Source organism: Nocardia arthritidis NBRC 100137 (genome assembly GCF_001612765.1).
Taxonomy (GTDB): Bacteria; Actinomycetota; Actinomycetes; order Mycobacteriales; family Mycobacteriaceae; genus Nocardia; species Nocardia arthritidis.
Genome location: NZ_BDBB01000023.1, coordinates 50,627 through 66,786 on the forward strand (window position 1 = coordinate 50,627; position 16,160 = coordinate 66,786).

The following is a 16,160-nucleotide window of genomic DNA, read 5'->3' on the forward strand; positions in this document are numbered from 1 at the left end:
CGTCGTGGCCCTTGCGCGGCCGCGATCGGGCCGGTCCGAGAGGGGTGCCCCATGCCGGAGATCGACTGGAAACAGCTGCGTGACAACGCATTTCGAGTTATGCGGAACGCCTATGCGCCGTACTCGCGGTTTCCGGTCGGCGCCGCGGCTCTCAGCGCCGATGGCCGCATGGTGAGCGGTTGCAATGTGGAGAATGTCTCATATGGATTGGGCCTGTGTGCCGAATGTGTACTCATCGGTAACTTGATTTCGGGCGGCGGGGGGCGTCTGGTGGCCGTCTCGGTGACCGATTCGCGGGGCGAAATCCTGATGCCCTGCGGTCGCTGTCGCCAATTGCTCTACGAGCACGGCGGGGCCGATCTCCTGGTCGATCACAAGGCCGGTGCGGTGCCGTTGCGCGCGCTGCTACCGGACGCGTTCGGGCCCGACGATCTGGACACCGGGCGAAGGTAGCGGCGTCCCTCGCGGCGAACGCGAACGCGGGAGTGCCCACGCTTCCATCTCCCATCGGCGAGAACCCGGGTGTACGTCGCCTCGTGCCAGACTGGCGACCGTGACGGCACTGGACGCGGTTTCGATCATCACCACCAAGCGGGACGGCGGCGAGCTGTCGGACGCGCAGATCGACTGGGTGGTCGACGGGTTCACCCGCGGCGCGGTGGCCGACGAGCAGATGTCCGCGCTGGCCATGGCGATCGTCTGGCGCGGGATGACCCGGCGCGAGACGGCGCGGTGGACCGCCGCCATGATCGCCTCAGGGCGGCGCATGAATCTCACCGGCCTGCCGCGCCCCACCGTGGACAAGCACTCGACCGGAGGCGTCGGCGACAAGATCACGCTGCCGCTGGCGCCGCTGGTCGCCGCGTGCGGCGCCGCGGTGCCGCAGTTGTCCGGGCGCGGCCTCGGTCACACCGGCGGCACGCTGGACAAGCTGGAGTCCATCCCCGGCTGGCAGGCGGACGTGCCGGCGTCGCGGATGCGTGACCTGCTGGCCGACCCGGCAGTCGGGGCGGTGATCTGCGCGGCCGGCGCCGACCTCGCGCCCGCGGACCGGCGGCTCTACGCCCTGCGCGACGTCACCGGCACGGTCGAGTCGATCCCACTGATCGCCAGCTCGATCATGAGCAAGAAGATCGCCGAGGGCACCGCGGCGCTGCTGCTCGACGTCAAGGTCGGCTCCGGAGCGTTCCTGAAGACACTCGACGGGGCGCGCGAGCTGGCGACCGCGATGGTCGAACTCGGCGCCGACGCTGGCGTCCGGACGGTCGCGCTGCTCACCGCCATGGACACCCCGCTCGGCCGTACCGCGGGCAATGCCCTGGAAGTCGCGGAATCGGTGGAGGTGCTGGCGGGCGGCGGTCCCGAAGACGTCGTCGAGCTGACCATCGCCTTGGCTCGCGAGATGGTCGCGCTGGCCGGGCTCGATGCCGACCCCGCCGATGCGCTGGCCGACGGCCGGGCGATGGATCACTGGCGCGCGATGATCCGCGCCCAAGGTGGCGACCCGGACGCGCCGCTGCCCACCGCGAAGCACACCGAGACCGTGCGCGCCGACGCCGACGGCACGCTGACCCGGCTCGACGCGCTGAGCGTCGGTATCGCCGCCTGGCGCCTCGGCGCGGGCCGGGCACGTCAGGGCGATCCGGTGCAGTCCGGCGCGGGCATCGAGATGCACGCCAAACCGGGCGATACCGTCAGCGCGGGGCAGCCGCTGCTCACCCTGCACACCGACACCCCGGAGGCCTTCACCGGCGCCATGGCAGCCCTGCGCGACGCGGTCACCATCGAAACCACTGCCGCACCCGGTCCGGCCGCGCTGATCCTCGACCGAATCGTGTCCTGAACTGTCAGCAGTAACCCGGCGGATGGGCGCGCCGGACCGAGCGGTGTCCGGTTGTGGGCCTGCCCGCATCCGGCGGGCAACGAGATGGTTGCCACGGCCGGACTCGGCTGCCGTTTCAGCGCGCTGCGGCTACCGTCGATACATGACTGGACCGATGCCTCTGACTCTCGCCTCGATCCGCCAAGCGCCGAAAGCGCTGCTGCACGATCACCTCGACGGTGGCTTGCGGCCCGCGACGGTGCTCGAACTCGCCGCGCACAGCGGCTACGACGACCTACCCGCCACCGACGAGGCGTCCCTGGCGGCATGGTTCCGCGACGCGGCCGACAGCGGATCGCTGGAACGCTACCTGGAGACCTTCGTGCACACCGTCGCCGTGATGCAGACCCCGGAGGGGCTGCGCCGGGTCGCCCGCGAATGCGCAGAGGATCTCGCCGCCGACGGCGTCGTCTACGCGGAGGTGCGCTTCGCCCCCGAACAGCACTTGGAGCGCGGGCTGACGCTGGACGAGGTGGTCGAGCACACGCTGGCCGGATTCCGTGAAGGCTCGGCGGCTGCCGCGCAGCGCGGACATCCGATCGTGGTGACCTGCCTGCTCACCGCGATGCGGCACGCGGCGCGCTCGCGGGAGATCGCGGAACTGACGGTGCGCTTCCGCGATCGGGGAGTGGGCGGCTTCGACATCGCGGGCGCGGAAGCCGGTTACCCGCCCAGCAGGCACCTCGACGCGTTCGAGTACATGCGCGCCAACAGTGCGCACTTCACCATCCACGCGGGCGAGGCTTTCGGCCTGCCATCGATTCACGAGGCGCTCGCGTTCTGCGGCTGCGACCGGCTCGGCCACGGCGTGCGGATCACCGACGACATCAGCGTGCCAGGCGCGGTCGAGGACGCGCAGCTGGGGCTGGTCGCCAACTACGTCCGGGACATGCGCATCCCGCTGGAGCTGTGTCCGTCGTCGAACGTGCAGACCGGCGCCGTGCCCTCGCTGGAGAAGCACCCGTTCGACCTGCTGGCCCGCCTGCGCTTCCGCGTCACGGTGAACACCGACAACCGGCTGATGAGCGACACCAGCATGAGTCAGGAGATGTTCAAGCTGGTCGAGACGTTCGGCTACGGCTGGAGTGACCTGGAACGATTCACCATCAACGCCATGAAGTCGGCGTTCATCCCGTTCCCGGAGCGGCTGCGGATCATCGACGACATCATCAAGCCCGGATACGCGGTGCTCATCGGCTAGGGCGGCACGCGTCCCACGGGCACGAGACCGAGTCGGCTACGAGATTCGACGCACGCCCGGCTACCGGTTCGCTAGCGTGGCGACATGGCGACCCTGCGCATATCCCGCCGGTTCAACGGACCACCCGACTCCGGCAACGGTGGCTACGTGGCCGGTCTGCTCGCCGCCCAGCGCGACGAGCAGACGGTCACCGTCATCCTGCGCAGCCCACCGCCGCTGGAGACGCCCCTCGACGTGCGGGCCGAACGGCTCTACGACGGTGACACGCTGATCGCCGAGTCCAAGGGCGGCGAAATCGAACGCGATGCTCCGAGCCGTATCCCCTTCGCCGACGCGACCGAGGCATCGCGCAGCTACACCAGCATCGAGATCTTCGCGTCCTGCTTCGTCTGCGGCAGTAGCCGGGCGGACGGGCTGCGCATCGAACCCGGCCGCGTCGACGAGCACCGAGTGGCCGCGCCATGGGTACCCGACGACACCGTGCCGCTGCGGCCGCCGCTGCTGTGGGCCGCGATGGACTGCCCCGGCGGTTGGTCGCTACCCGGCATGCTCGAACGTCCCGCTCTGCTCGGCTCGATGACCGCCACCGTGCACGACATCCCCCAAGTCGATGAGCGCTGCGTCGTCGTGGGCGAATTCCACCGCGAGCAGGGACGCAAATGCTGGGCCTCGACCGCGGTCTACGGCGCCGACGAACGCCTGCTCGGACAGGCCGAGCAGGTCTGGATCCGGCTGCCCTAGTTACTGCTTGTCGAGCCGGGACTCCAGGTTGCGTTCCAGTTCGCGCCAGGCCTGGGCCTCCGCGGTGAACGGCGGGTTGGGCGCCAACCGGGTGGGGTCGGGGTTCAGCAGGTAGGAGACGTACCAGCCGAGCGGGGTGGACTGGGCCAGGGCTTGCTCCACCGTGTCGTCGTCGGCGTAGTCGGCGGCGTCGGTGAACAGCTCTACCGCCAGATCGAGCTGTTCGATGTCGACCGCCTCGGGGCCTTCGGCCAAGTCCTCGGCCAAGCCGGGCAGCACGTAGACGTTCTCGTCGGTCACCTCGACCTCCAGTGAGCCGTCCACCGCCGCGGTCTGCACGTCGGCGAAGGTGCTCACGCGAGCCAAGTCGTGCTCGTGGTCGTCGGCGAGGTAGCGGGCCAGCGCGCGCTCGGAGGAGAACACCGTGATCGAGCCCCTGGAACCGAGGAAGATCGGCTCGTCGTCGAGGTAGCAGCGCAGGGTGAAGACGCTGCCTTCGGACGTGACGATCTTGACCGGGTCGATGCCGACCTCGTGCCAGAACGATTCGTCCTCGCCTTCGTCCTCGTCTTCCTCGTCGTCCTCTTCCGCGTCGAGGTCGACGGGCTCGAACTCCTCCTCGTCGCTGTCGGCGGCGTCGTCGGCATCGACCACGTTCTCCTCGGCGGCCAGCAGTTCGGCCTCGGCGACCGCGACCGCCTCGGCGTCGACCTCGGGCGTCTGCACGACGGAGTCGATGGCGTCCAGGACGTCGTCCCAACCCTTGGCGATCGCGGCGCCGATCTGGTCCCACAGCTCCTCGCCGTCGCGACCGACGAACGCGCTCACGCCGCCGGGCAGCGCGCCCAGCACCGGATGGGAACCGAAGAATTTGGTGACCGTCTCGAGTTCGCACACCTCGCCGATGTTGCGCACCATGCCGAGGGTGTCCTCCAGCTCGGCGACGGTATCGACGTCGGGTTCGCCCGCCGCCAGCTCCGGCACCGCGACCAGATCGAAGGTGAAGTTCTCCTCCGGCTCCAGTTCGACCGCCGACAGACCCGCGACGACCTTCCAGGCCGGATGGTCCACGAGGTCGTTGTCGGCGTTGGTGCGGATGAATGCGGCAAGCTCCGCCACGGACTCGAAACCGTAGAGGGCGTCCTCGTGACCGAGGAACGCCTCCCACTCGTCGTCACCGTCTCGCCAACGCGGTGCCCACAGGGTGACGAGATCGCCGTCGGTCAGGCCGAGCTCGATCGGGACGATGTCTCCAGAAGCCATGTGCGGAAGCCTATCGACCTTCCGCGTCAGGCACTATCCGGCCCGCCCCCATTCGTGTCCGCGGGCGGCTGCCCGGCGGGGACGAACGACTCGTTCAGTGTCGCAACGACCTTGGATCGCTGCGCTCCGGCGTCCTCGGCGGCCTGCCTGCAGGCCCAGACGATCAACTGCCCGACCTCGGCCGGCGGCAGCGATGTGACCGATTCCGCCAAGCTCAGGCCGACCAGCGCGCCGTCGCTGTTCACCTCGACGCTCACCGCGCCATCCTCGGAGGTCCACCGCCCGCGCACCTGCTTCAACCCGTACAGCGCGGCTTCCAGCGCCTCCAGTTTCTGGGTGGCCGCCGCGACAAGAGCGTCCATTTCCGCACTCATACCGGCCTCATCCAGGTCGTCGGTCCCGTGTCCGCGTCGTCGATCCGGTCCAGCTCGTCCACCGCCTGCTGGCGGGTGGGCAGACCCAGCCGGTCGAGGATGTCCGAGGGCATGCCCGACTCGGCGAGCAGTTCGCGCCGCCGCGCCCGCGCCGCGATGGCGGAACGCTGGGTGAGCCGCAGAATCTCGTTGGCGAGCGACTGAGCGCCGTAGCGGTATTCGCTGCGCTCGAACTTGATCTCGACCGGCATGCCCTGATCGGTCGCGCGCACCGAGATGGTGCCGGACCGGTTGCTGCTGGCCGCCACCGTGACGTTGGGGACTGGGGGTCGGGTCATGCCGTCGGCCTGTAGAAACCGTAGAAGTCCATGCCTGAGTTCTCCGTTCGAATCGAGCTGATCTGGACCGGGTCACCCGCCTCGACCAACTGGCCGTTCCCGATCACCATGGCCACGTGGCCGTCCCAGATAGCGAGGTCGCCGGGCATCAGATCACCGGCCGACACCGGTGTGGCCCCGTTGCCCTGGTCGCACGCGAGCCGGGGCAGGTCGACGCCCGCCTCGCCGTAGGCGTACTTGGTGAGCCCGCTGCAATCCAATCCCGCGCCCGGGCTGTTGCCGCCCCAGACGTAGGGCGTGCCCACCGCGCCGATCGCCGACCGGACCGCCGTGGCGGCCTGCTCGTTGGGCGCCTCCACCACACTGCCGTCGGGCAGCGTGATCTTCACGCCCTTGCCGTCGTCGGGCGTGCCCGACGAACCGGTGTCGGGTTTGGGGGTACCCGTCGTGCCGGGCGTGCCACGGGAACTGCGTGAGGACTGCGACTGCAGCGGCGTGGCCATCGCGGTGCTCAGCAGCGAGCCCGCACCGTTGAGCACGCCGGACGCGGCGGACGCCGCTTGCTGCACGCCGGCGGCGGGGACACCGGCCAATGACGGGGTGGTCGGCGGCGGGGTGAGGTCGTTCATCGACGCGGTGTGCGTCTGCAATTCGTTCTGGACCCGGCCGACGACGTTGAGGGCCTGGTTGAGATGGTCGATGGCGGAGCCGACGAGCACGGTCAGACCTTCCGGCGTCGCCAGGACCGGCCCCATGCTCGCCGCGGTGTTCACGAAGGACTGCGCGATGTCGGTGAGATCCTTCTGGCCCGTCTCGACCTCACCCGCGGCCTGGTTCACGACCGTCGCCATCTCGTTGCCACGATCGGAGATGGTGGCCGCGGAGGTCTGCACGCGCAGCGCCTTGGCGGTGGCCGCGTCGGCCGCGCGGCCGTCCCAGGCGGCGTTCATCCCGTTGATGCTGTCGCGGCCCATCTGGTGGATCTGGTCGACCACGGACGAGGTGCTACGCAGCGCGTCGGTGGGACCGCCGGCGGGCAGCACGCCGCTGCCGAAGCTGGCGAGCAGATCCAGGATCGGTTGCGCCAGTGCGTTGACATCGATCACAGGCTCACTCCACCTCGGTGGCCGCGTTCCGCAGCGCGCTCGCGTGCACGGCGTCGGTCTCGGTGAGGACGGCCGCCGCGCCGGTGGCGGCGCCACCCATGCTGGTCAGCACCGCCGACAGCTGGCCGATCGCGGCGACGTGCCCGGCGTGCGCCGCGGCGTAGGCCGCCATGAAGTCACCGCCGATCAATCCCATGATCGGGCCCAGCAGCGCGGGCTCCGCCGCCGCGGCGCTCACCCCGGCCGCCGCCATCTCACCCGCCATGACGTGAGCGGTCGCGCCGTAGGCCGCAATGCCTTCGGTGTCCGCCGACATCTTCCGCATCAGAGCTTCCCCCATCTGTTGTTCCCAGGCAGAGTACGTCATCCACTTGGTTCGACGCGCGCTGTTCCGGTTCGGTTCCGCCGCTTCGGAAAAAAAGTCCGGTGGCATCCGACGGCGCACCCGTGACCGACTTTATCGTTCCCTCATGCGCACCCTCACCGTGGACCATCCACTCGTCGCCGCCCTGCTCACCACGATGCGGGACGAGCGAACACCCAATCCGGCTTTCCGTGCCGCACTGCGTGATCTGACCGGCATCCTGATCTACGAGGCGCTGCGCGACGCGGAGGTCGAGCGCTTCGAGATCACCACGCCGGTCGCTCCCACCGAAGGCATCCGGCTGGCCCGTCCGCCGCTGCTGGTTCCGGTATTGCGCGCCGGGCTCGGCATGATCGACGCGGCCGCCGAGCTGATCCCGGACGCCAGAATCGGGTTCGTCGGTCTCGCTCGCGACGAGGACACCCACCTGCCGGTGCCCTATATGGAGTCGTTGCCCGCCGATCTCGCCGGTCTGCCGGTCTTCGTGCTGGACCCGATGCTGGCCACGGGCGGTTCGATGCGGCACACCTTGCAGTTGCTCGCGGCACGCGGCGCCACCGACATCACCGCCGTGTGCGTCGTCGCAGCACCGGAAGGCGTTGCGACACTAGAGGACTCGGGTCTGCCGGTGCGGCTGGTGACCGCCGTCGTGGACTCCGGACTGAATGAGAACGCCTACATCGTGCCCGGTCTCGGCGACGCGGGCGACAGGCAATTCGGCCCGCGCTGAACCTCCGCCGGGCCGCGGTCAGAAGGTCCGGCAGAAGTCGCGCAATGCCGAAAGGCGTTCGCGGGCAGCGGCTCGCGCGGCCGGAAGACCGGCGCGCGAGCCCACCGGTTCGACCACCTCCAGGTAGCACTTGAGCTTCGGCTCGGTACCGGAAGGGCGGACGACCACGCGGGACGAAACACCCTCGAAGATCAGCGCATCGGTCCGCATCCGGCCCCGGACCCGAAGCAGATCGGTGTATTCGACCGGCTCGCCCGCGATCTCGCGCGGCGGGTCGGCCCGCAATCGCTCGACCACGGCGGCCGCGTCGGTGGCCGAGCCGAGCCGCAGCGACACCTGGTCGCCTGCGTGCAGGCCGAATTCGACCGCGTAGTCGTCGAGTTCGTCGTTCAGGTCGCGACCCGCGGCCTTCAACCGGGCCACCAGGTCGGCCACCAGGACGGCGGCGGAAATGCCGTCCTTGTCGCGGACCGCCGCCGGGTCGACGCAGTGGCCGATCGCCTCCTCGTAGGCGTAGACCAAGCCGTCGCCCGCGCGGGCCAGCCACTTGAATCCGGTGAGCGTTTCCGCGTAGCGTCCACCGCGCGCGGGAGCCAGCTTCGACAGCAGACGTGATGACACGATCGTCGTCGCCACCAGCGCATCGTCCGGGGCGGTGCGCAGCACACAGTCACCGAGGAGCACGCCGGTCTCGTCGCCGCGCAGCATCCGCCAGGCACCGTCCGGCCGTGGGACGCCCACCGCGCACCGATCCGCGTCGGGGTCCAGTGCGATCGCCACGTCGGCGCCGACCCGGGCCGCCGTCGCGAGCAGCAGGTCGGCCGCGCCGGGTTCCTCCGGGTTCGGGAACGCGACGGTCGGGAAGTCGGGGTCCGGTGCGAACTGCTCTTCGACGACGTTGACGTCGGGAAAACCCGCCGCGCGCAGCGCTTCGACGGCGAGGTCACCGCCGACGCCGTGCAGCGGAGTGAGGGCGATCCGGATGCCGGCCCGCTCGCCCGATCCACCGATCCGGGCGGGTATTTCGGCAACGCGGTGTATATAGCGCTGGACCACGTCGTCGTCGGCGGGGACGACCGGCACGCGGTCGATCGGCTCGGCCACGGCCTCGATACACCGCTCGATCTCGGCGTCGGCCGGGGCGATCAGCTGTGACCCGCCGTCGAGATAGACCTTGTAGCCGTTATCGGTGGCCGGGTTGTGCGAGGCGGTGATCTGCACGCCCGCGACCGCGCCCAGGTCACGCACCGCGTACGCGACCACCGGTGTGGGCAGCGGACGCGGCAGCAACGTCACCGGAAAGCCCGCCGCGGCGAAGATCTCCGCGGTCGCCGTGGCGAACTCGGCGGAACCGTGCCTGGCGTCGCGGCCGACGATCACCGTGCCGCCGCCGAGACAGCGGTCGCGCAGCCACGCCACGATTCCCGCGGTCGCCCTGCTCACGGTGGTGACGTTCATGCCGTCCGGGCCCTCGCGCAGCGGCCCGCGCAGGCCCGCCGTGCCGAAGCGCAGCATCTACACCCGTTCCAGCACGCCGCGCAGCAGTTTGCCGAGGCGCGCGGCCGCGGCATGGCCCTCGGCGAGCACCTCGGCATGGGACAGATGCGCGCCGGTGACTCCGGCGGCCAGGTTGGTGACCAGCGAGATACCGAGCAGCCGCGCACCGAGCGCGCGGCAGGCGATGGCTTCCAGCACCGTGGACATGCCGACCAGATCCGCGCCGATCGTGCGCAGCATCCGGATCTCGGCGGGCGTTTCGTACTGCGGCCCGGTGAGGCCCGCGTAGACCCCCTCGGTCAGGCTCGGATCGATCTCCCTGGCCAGCGCCCGCAACTGCGGATCCCAGGCGTCGACCAGGTCGACGAAAGTCGCGCCTGCCAGCGGTGTGCGACCGGTCAAGTTGAGATGGTCGCTGATCAGCACCGGCTCACCGACCCGCAGGCCGGCCCGGATACCGCCCGCGGCATTGGTCAGCACCACGATCTCCGCGCCCGCCGCGACTGCCGCCGATACCGGATGCACCACATCGGCGGGCCGATACCCCTCGTAGAGATGCTGGCGGCCCATCAGCAGCAGCACGTCGTTGTCGTCCACCCGAACGGAATGGAGCACGCCGACATGACCCTGCGCGGTAGGCGTTCCGAAACCGGGCAGCTCCGGCATCGGCACCGACGCCCGCGGCGCCCCGATCTCCGCGGCCGCGTCCTGCCAGCCGGACCCCAGCACCACCGCGACCCGGTGGCGTGACACTCCCGTACGTTCGGCGATCGCCTCGGCGGCCTGTTCGGCAAGCATGATCGTCACCATAGCTGTGTTCGATATGCCGCGCCTTCGCGCGGCGTGTTCGCGGCCCCTTGGTGGCTCGCGTTCGCTTCGCCGGGAGTTGGGGTGCGGTGGGGCAGGGAGGGGGTGTTCGACTCGACCCTTACCCGCGAGTAGGGGTAGCGGCCGGTGCCCGATACGCTGCACGGCATGCCGTATCTGGAACGCCACGGGGAAGTGTTCGTCGTCTACCTCGGCGCCGAGGGACAGACGGACAGCGAGAACCGTTTTCACCCGGACTGGATCGACGCCTTCCACGGGCTGCTGGACGAGGTCGAGAGCTCCGAGGGGCCTGCCGCGCTGGTGACCACCGCGACCGGGAAGTTCTTCAGCAACGGTCTGGACACCGATTGGCTGTTCGGCAATCTGGACAAGATGCACGGTTACCTCGACCGCGTGCACTCGCTCTACACCCGCCTGCTCGCCTTCCCGCTGCCGACCGTCGCGGCGATCAACGGCCACGCCTTCGGAGCGGGCGCGATGCTGGCCACCTCGCACGATTTCCGGGTGATGCGCGCCGATCGCGGCTTCTACTGCCTGCCCGAGGTGCACCTGGGCATGCCCTTCACGATCGGGATGAACGCCCTGCTCACCGAGCGGCTGTCCAACCAGGTCTGCGTGCAGGCGATGACCACCGGCCACCGGTACCCGGCCGACGAGGCGATCGCCGCGGGCATCGCGGATGCCAAGGCCGACGCCGCCGAGTTGCTCTCCACCGCGATCGAGCGGGCCGCGGCACTGGCGAGCAACCGCAAGCCCAACCTCCCCGTGATCAAGCGCGCCCTGCACGCGAAGGCCCTGGCCGGCCTCGCCGTCGCGACCACTCCGGAAAACCTGGCGTTCGCGGCGAGCTGACCCGCCGTCCGCCGACGGCCCGGCCCGTCTCCGCCCCTACGCTCGACCGAGGTCCGATGCGGCACTCGTCCGGCCATCCGCCGCTGCCACGCGGCGAACTATCGGGTAGCGGTTTCCGGTTTCGAGCGAAGCGAGATCGAGCATGCGCCGTTCGCGAGCCATAAAGAGGCCGCGAACACCCAGCGCCGAAGGCGCTGGAAAACCAACACAGTGCGAGACTGTGTTGCATGCCACCATCGCGCAGCGGGCGCCGAGAAGCGCAGCACGACGGCAACGCCGTGCGCGAGGTCGACGCTGTCGCTCGCAGTGACGCCGCCATCCGGGCGGCGGCCGCCGAATTGATCGGGCTCTCGCACTCGATTCACGACGAACCCGAGCTGGCGTTCGAGGAGACCCGCAGCGTCGCCAAGACCATCGCACCGCTGGCCGGCCGCGGCTTCGAGATCGAGAACGGCGTCGCCGACCTGCCGACGGCCTTCCGCGCGCGCTATGGCAGCGGGTCGCTGACCGTCGGTCTCTGCGCGGAGTACGACGCGCTGCCCGAGATCGGGCACGCCTGCGGGCACAACATCATCGCCGCGGCCGCCGTGGGCGCGGCGCTGGGTCTCGCCGAGATCGCCGACGCGCTGGATCTCACCGTGCTGGTGTTGGGCACACCCGCCGAGGAGAGCGGCGGCGGCAAGGTGCTCATGCTGGAGCGCGGAGTGTTCGACGACGTCGCGATGGCGATGATGGTGCACCCGGGTCCGCTCGACATCGTCGGCGCCCGGTCGCTGGCTCTGGCCGACGTGTCGGTGGTTTTCCGCGGACGTGAGGCGCACGCCAGCGCGGCCCCGGAGCAGGGCCGCAACGCGGGCGACGCGGTGACCGTCGCGCAGGTCGCCCTAGGTTTGCTACGGCAGCACCTCCTGCCTGGCCAGCAACTGCACGGTATAGTCGGCGACGGTGGCGTAGCTCCCAACATCGTGCCCGGACGTGCGGAACTGCTGTATTACCTACGCGCAGTCGACTCCGCATCCCTCGACGATCTGACGCGACGAGCGTCGGCTTGCTTCGAGGCGGGCGCCCTCGCGACCGGCTGCACCCACGAAATCCGGACGCTCGCGCCGACCTATACCGAGCTGACCCCGGATCCGGAACTACTGCTGGCCTATCGCGAGCAGCTCACCGGATTGGGACGCGTGCCGCTCGCTCCGGAGTTCGAGGCGCAGCGGCCGCTGGGCAGCACCGATATGGGGAACGTCACCAACGTCATTCCGGGCATTCACCCGGTCATCGGCATCGATGCCGGTGGTGCGGTGACACATCAGCCAGGCTTCGCCGCGGCCAGCGTCAACGCCTCGGCGGATCGTGCGGTCCTCGACGGTGCGCTCGCGCTCGCGCGTACCGCAATCGCCGTCGCCCGCGATGACATCCATAGAGACAGGTTGTTGCAACGGCTAGTTCAACGACAGGAGGACATTCGGTGAGCACAACCGGCCGTTCGGCGGCGCAGGCGACGGGCCCGGCAGCGGGCGTCCGCGTGGCCGCGGAGGGCCCCGGCAGCTCCGCGGCGTCGGAGACCGTGGGATCCGGGCGGGAAGCGGTGGAGTCGTGGCTGGCCGACCACACGGTCGATCTCGTCCAGTGGCGCAGGCACATCCACGCCAATCCGGAACTGTCCCGTACCGAGTTCGGCACCACCGAGTTCGTCTCGGCGTGGCTGACCAAGGCGGGTCTGACGCCGCAGGTTCTGCCCGGCGGCACCGGCTTGATCTGTGATATCGGACCGGACGGCCCGCGCATCGGCCTGCGCGCCGACATGGACGCGCTGCCGCTGCAGGAGTTCACCGGACTGCCCTTCGCCTCCACAGTGCCGGGCGTGTCGCACGCGTGCGGCCACGACGCGCACACCACCATCCTGCTCGGCACGGCATTGGCCTTGGCCGAGGCGCCGGAACTGCCGGTCGGCGTGCGGCTGGTCTTCCAGCCCGCCGAGGAGATCATGCCGGGCGGCGCGATCGATGTGGTCGCCACCGGCGCGATGACGGGCGTGGAGCGGATCTTCGCGCTGCACTGCGACCCGCGCCTCGAGGTGGGCCGGATCGGCATCCGCGTGGGCGCGATCACCTCCGCCGCCGACACCATCGAGCTGGTGCTCGACTCGCCGGGTGGCCACACCTCCCGTCCGCACCTGACCAGCGACCTGGTCTACGCGATCGGCTCGGTCATCACCGGCCTGCCCGGCCTGCTCAGCCGGCGCATCGATCCGCGCACCAGCACCGTGATGGTGTGGGGCGCGGTGAGCGCCGGGAAGGCGCCCAACGCCATTCCCCAGACCGGCATGCTCACCGGCACCATCCGCACCGGAGATCACGGCACCTGGTCGTTGTTGGAGCCGATGGTGCGGGAGATCGTCGACGGCCTGCTCGCCCCGACCGGCGTGCGTTACCAGCTGAACTACCGGCGCGGCGTGCCCCCCGTGGTCAACGACGAGCATTCCACCCGCATCTTCGAGGACGCGATCCGCGCGCTGGGCCCCGACGCGCTGGCCGACACCCCGCAGTCCGGCGGCGGCGAGGACTTCTCCTGGTACCTGGAGAAGGTGCCGGGCGCGATGGCGCGCCTGGGTGTCTGGTCCGGCGAGGGCGAACAGCTGGATCTGCACCAGCCGACCTTCGACATCGATGAGCGGGCGCTCGCGGTCGGCGTCCGGGTGCTGAGCAATCTCGTGCTCGACGCGGGCTCTGTCTGATTTCCAGCGCCCGCGGCGCTGGGGTGTTCGCGGCCCCTTGGCGGCTCGCGTCCGAGCGGGCGAGACTCGCGCCTGCGGCGCATGCGCTTAGCCCACTCGGACGCGAGCCGGGCCGTGAACGGCGCTCGATGGCCTCGCACCCAATGGGAGTGCGACGGCGGCATGGCCGACCCGGAAGGTACGGCCATGCCGCAGGCGCTGTGGTGTGACGCGGGTCAGCCGAAGTTGCCCGGGCCGACGTTGCGGCTGTTACGGGTGCGTAGGGCGTGCACGTAATCCTCTGGCGCGCCCGCTTTTTCGGCGGCGTCGGCGATCACGCCGATATAGCGTGCCGAGGGCAGACCGCCCTCGTAGGCGTCCAGCACGTAGAGCCAGGCCAGCGTGGGCTCCCCGCCGTCGGCGTTGCGGGTGACGCGCAGGCGGATCTTCCTGTGGATACCGAAGTCCGAGCCCTCCCACCGGTCCAACCGCTGTTCGTCCTCTGGGGACACGTCGTAGAGCACGACGAATACCCGGGAACCGGGATCCTCGACGACCGTCGCGAGAGGCCCTTCCCAGCCGATGTCGTCACCGGCAAAGGTCAGCCGCCAGCCCTCCAACCAGCCCGTCCCGGACATGGGGGAGTGCGGACAGCGCTCGAGCATCTGCGTCGAGTCCATGTTGGACCCGTAAGCGGCATAGATCGGCACCAGCAAAGGGTAGCCAATAACCTTCACAGAGCGCGTTCGATTGCCGCACCTGCGGCGCGGCGCGCGGCGGGGGCCCGTTGCGCAGCGGTAACGCGGTCGATAGTGCGAGGTGGTTGCCGGATAACGTTTACCCCGTGCCGGAGATCCCGGCGCGAAGCACGAGCGGAGGTATCAATGACCCGCATCGCGATCATCGGTGGCGGTCCGGCCGGCTATGAGGCGGCTCTGGTGGCGGCCCAGCACGGAGCGTCGGTGACGCTGATCGATTCCGACGGGATCGGCGGGGCGTGCGTGCTGTGGGACTGTGTCCCCTCGAAAACCTTCATCGCCTCGACCGGCGTGCGCACCGACCTGCGCCGCGCTCGCGATCTCGGCATCACCCTGGACCCGAATCAGGCGCAGGTGCAGCTGACCGAGGTGAACGCGCGCGTGAAGGCGCTTGCGCTCGCGCAATCCTCCGACATCCGCTCGAAGCTGCAGACCGTCGGGGTGACGGTGCTGGCAGGCTACGGCGAGCTGATCGAACGCGGCGGCGGCCTGGCCGCGCACCGGGTGCTGGCCAAGCTGGCCGACGGCGCGCAGCAGACCATCGAGGCCGAGGTCGTGCTGATCGCCACCGGCGCGAGCCCGCGCGTGTTGCCGGGCGCGGAACCGGACGGTGAGCGCATCCTCAACTGGCGTCAGCTCTACGACCTGGAGGAGTTGCCGGAGACCCTGGTGGTCGTCGGTTCCGGTGTGACGGGCGCGGAGTTCGTCTCCGCCTACACCGAGATGGGTGTGCGGGTGAAGCTGGTCTCCAGCCGTGACCGCGTGCTGCCCGGCGAGGACGCCGACGCCGCGCTGGTGCTGGAGGACGCGCTCGCCGAGCGCGGCGTCGAACTGGTCAAGCACGCGCGCGCGGACGCGGTGGAGCGCACCGCCGACGGCATCGTGGTGAAGCTTTCCGACGGGCGCACCGTTTCCGGCTCGCACGCGCTGATGACCGTCGGTTCGACGCCCAACACCGGAGGCCTCGGGCTGGAGCGGGTCGGCATCGAACTCGACCGCGGTGGTTACCTGCGGGTGGACCGCGTGTCACGCACCTCGGTGCCCGGCATCTATGCCGCGGGCGACTGCACCGGCCTGCTGCCGCTGGCCTCGGTGGCCGCGATGCAGGGACGCATCGCGATGTACCACGCGCTCGGCGAGGGCGTCAGCCCGATTCGCCTGAAGACCGTCGCTTCCGCGGTGTTCACCCGGCCGGAGATCGCGACCGTGGGCGTCAGCCAGACCGCGATCGACAACGGTGAGGTTCCCGCGCGCACGGTGATGTTGCCGCTGAACACGAACCCGCGCGCCAAGATGTCGAGTCTGCGACGCGGTTTCGTCAAGATCTTCTGCCGTCCCGCGACCGGCGTGGTGATCGGCGGCGTCGTCGTCGCGCCGATCGCCTCGGAGCTGATCCTGCCGATCGCCCTTGCGGTGCAGAACAATCTGACGGTCAACGACCTGGCCCAGACCTTCTCGGTGTACCCGTCGCTCACCGGTTCGGTGACCGAGGCGGCGCGGTTGCTGATGCGGC

The 16,160-nt window shown here is 70.0% G+C and carries 17 protein-coding genes; 9 read left to right on the plus strand and 8 right to left on the minus strand.

The genetic code is table 11. From position 1 onward, the window contains the following. Nucleotides 1–51 precede the first annotated feature (51 nt). The 4 genes from NA8_RS18120 to NA8_RS18135 all read left to right on the plus strand — a co-directional run bounded on the left by NA8_RS18120 (nt 52) and on the right by NA8_RS18135 (nt 3,824). Entirely contained in the window at nt 52–453 is a 402-nt protein-coding gene (locus tag NA8_RS18120; RefSeq protein ID WP_063051570.1) for a cytidine deaminase, read from the plus strand. A gap of 100 nt (nt 454–553) precedes the next feature. After that, nucleotides 554–1,843, plus strand: a complete 1,290-nt coding sequence (locus NA8_RS18125) for a thymidine phosphorylase (protein WP_063051571.1) — start codon at nt 554–556, stop codon at nt 1,841–1,843. Between the two features lie 142 nt (nt 1,844–1,985). Continuing rightward, nucleotides 1,986–3,083: an adenosine deaminase gene (locus tag NA8_RS18130; RefSeq protein ID WP_063051572.1), complete on the plus strand. Its 1,098-nt coding sequence runs from the start codon at nt 1,986–1,988 to the stop codon at nt 3,081–3,083. A gap of 84 nt (nt 3,084–3,167) precedes the next feature. After that, nucleotides 3,168–3,824 carry a hypothetical protein gene (locus NA8_RS18135; protein WP_063051573.1) on the plus strand — a complete coding sequence of 219 codons (657 nt, stop codon included), beginning with the start codon at nt 3,168–3,170 and terminating at the stop codon, nt 3,822–3,824. Here the strand turns inward: NA8_RS18135 and NA8_RS18140 are convergent, their stop codons facing one another. The 5 genes from NA8_RS18140 to NA8_RS18160 are packed head-to-tail and all read right to left on the minus strand — an operon-like array spanning nt 3,825 to nt 7,245. Further along, a complete protein-coding gene (locus NA8_RS18140) occupies nt 3,825–5,087 on the minus strand; it encodes a SatS C-terminal domain-containing protein (RefSeq protein ID WP_063051574.1) in 1,263 nt (420 codons plus the stop codon). 26 nt (nt 5,088–5,113) lie between these two features. Beyond that, nucleotides 5,114–5,461: a YbaB/EbfC family nucleoid-associated protein gene (locus tag NA8_RS18145; protein WP_063051575.1), complete on the minus strand. Its 348-nt coding sequence runs from the start codon at nt 5,459–5,461 to the stop codon at nt 5,114–5,116. Continuing rightward, on the minus strand, nt 5,458–5,799 hold the full coding sequence (locus tag NA8_RS18150) for a hypothetical protein (protein ID WP_040865025.1): 342 nt from the start codon (nt 5,797–5,799) through the stop codon (nt 5,458–5,460). The genes NA8_RS18145 and NA8_RS18150 overlap by 4 nt, the downstream gene beginning before the upstream one ends. Next, entirely contained in the window at nt 5,796–6,905 is a 1,110-nt protein-coding gene (locus NA8_RS18155; RefSeq protein WP_063051576.1) for a C40 family peptidase, read from the minus strand. The genes NA8_RS18150 and NA8_RS18155 overlap by 4 nt, the downstream gene beginning before the upstream one ends. A 4-nt stretch (nt 6,906–6,909) precedes the next feature. Continuing rightward, on the minus strand, nt 6,910–7,245 hold the full coding sequence (locus NA8_RS18160) for a hypothetical protein (protein ID WP_439957396.1): 336 nt from the start codon (nt 7,243–7,245) through the stop codon (nt 6,910–6,912). A gap of 130 nt (nt 7,246–7,375) precedes the next feature. On the opposite strand from NA8_RS18160, the gene upp reads away from it, so the two are divergent. Continuing rightward, nucleotides 7,376–7,999, plus strand: coding sequence for a uracil phosphoribosyltransferase (gene upp / locus NA8_RS18165; protein ID WP_063051577.1), 624 nt, complete (start codon nt 7,376–7,378; stop codon nt 7,997–7,999). Nucleotides 8,000–8,017: 18 nt separating this feature from the next. On the opposite strand, the gene NA8_RS18170 is transcribed toward upp, so the two are convergent. Together NA8_RS18170 and NA8_RS18175 are read right to left on the minus strand one after the other, a co-directional pair. Next, nucleotides 8,018–9,514, minus strand: coding sequence for a phospho-sugar mutase (locus NA8_RS18170; RefSeq protein ID WP_063051578.1), 1,497 nt, complete (start codon nt 9,512–9,514; stop codon nt 8,018–8,020). After that, nucleotides 9,515–10,294 carry a purine-nucleoside phosphorylase gene (locus NA8_RS18175; protein WP_157106764.1) on the minus strand — a complete coding sequence of 260 codons (780 nt, stop codon included), beginning with the start codon at nt 10,292–10,294 and terminating at the stop codon, nt 9,515–9,517. It lies immediately after the preceding gene. Between the two features lie 177 nt (nt 10,295–10,471). On the opposite strand from NA8_RS18175, the gene NA8_RS18180 reads away from it, so the two are divergent. The 3 genes from NA8_RS18180 (at nt 10,472) to NA8_RS18190 (ending at nt 13,910) form a co-directional block, all read left to right on the plus strand. Beyond that, the gene (locus tag NA8_RS18180; RefSeq protein ID WP_063051587.1) at nt 10,472–11,176 is read left to right on the plus strand and encodes an enoyl-CoA hydratase-related protein; all 705 of its coding nucleotides are present in this window, start codon (nt 10,472–10,474) and stop codon (nt 11,174–11,176) included. Nucleotides 11,177–11,403: 227 nt separating this feature from the next. Further along, on the plus strand, nt 11,404–12,645 hold the full coding sequence (locus NA8_RS18185; protein WP_084466899.1) for a M20 family metallopeptidase: 1,242 nt from the start codon (nt 11,404–11,406) through the stop codon (nt 12,643–12,645). A 116-nt stretch (nt 12,646–12,761) separates the two neighbouring features. Next, nucleotides 12,762–13,910: a M20 family metallopeptidase gene (locus NA8_RS18190; protein ID WP_439957397.1), complete on the plus strand. Its 1,149-nt coding sequence runs from the start codon at nt 12,762–12,764 to the stop codon at nt 13,908–13,910. Nucleotides 13,911–14,125: 215 nt separating this feature from the next. Here the strand turns inward: NA8_RS18190 and NA8_RS18195 are convergent, their stop codons facing one another. Beyond that, on the minus strand, nt 14,126–14,599 hold the full coding sequence (locus NA8_RS18195) for a gamma-glutamylcyclotransferase family protein (protein ID WP_063051589.1): 474 nt from the start codon (nt 14,597–14,599) through the stop codon (nt 14,126–14,128). A 174-nt stretch (nt 14,600–14,773) separates the two neighbouring features. Here NA8_RS18195 and NA8_RS18200 point away from each other — a divergent pair. Next, nucleotides 14,774–16,160 (plus strand): NAD(P)H-quinone dehydrogenase (locus NA8_RS18200; protein WP_063051581.1); only part of this gene is annotated, 1,387 nt, incomplete at its 3' end.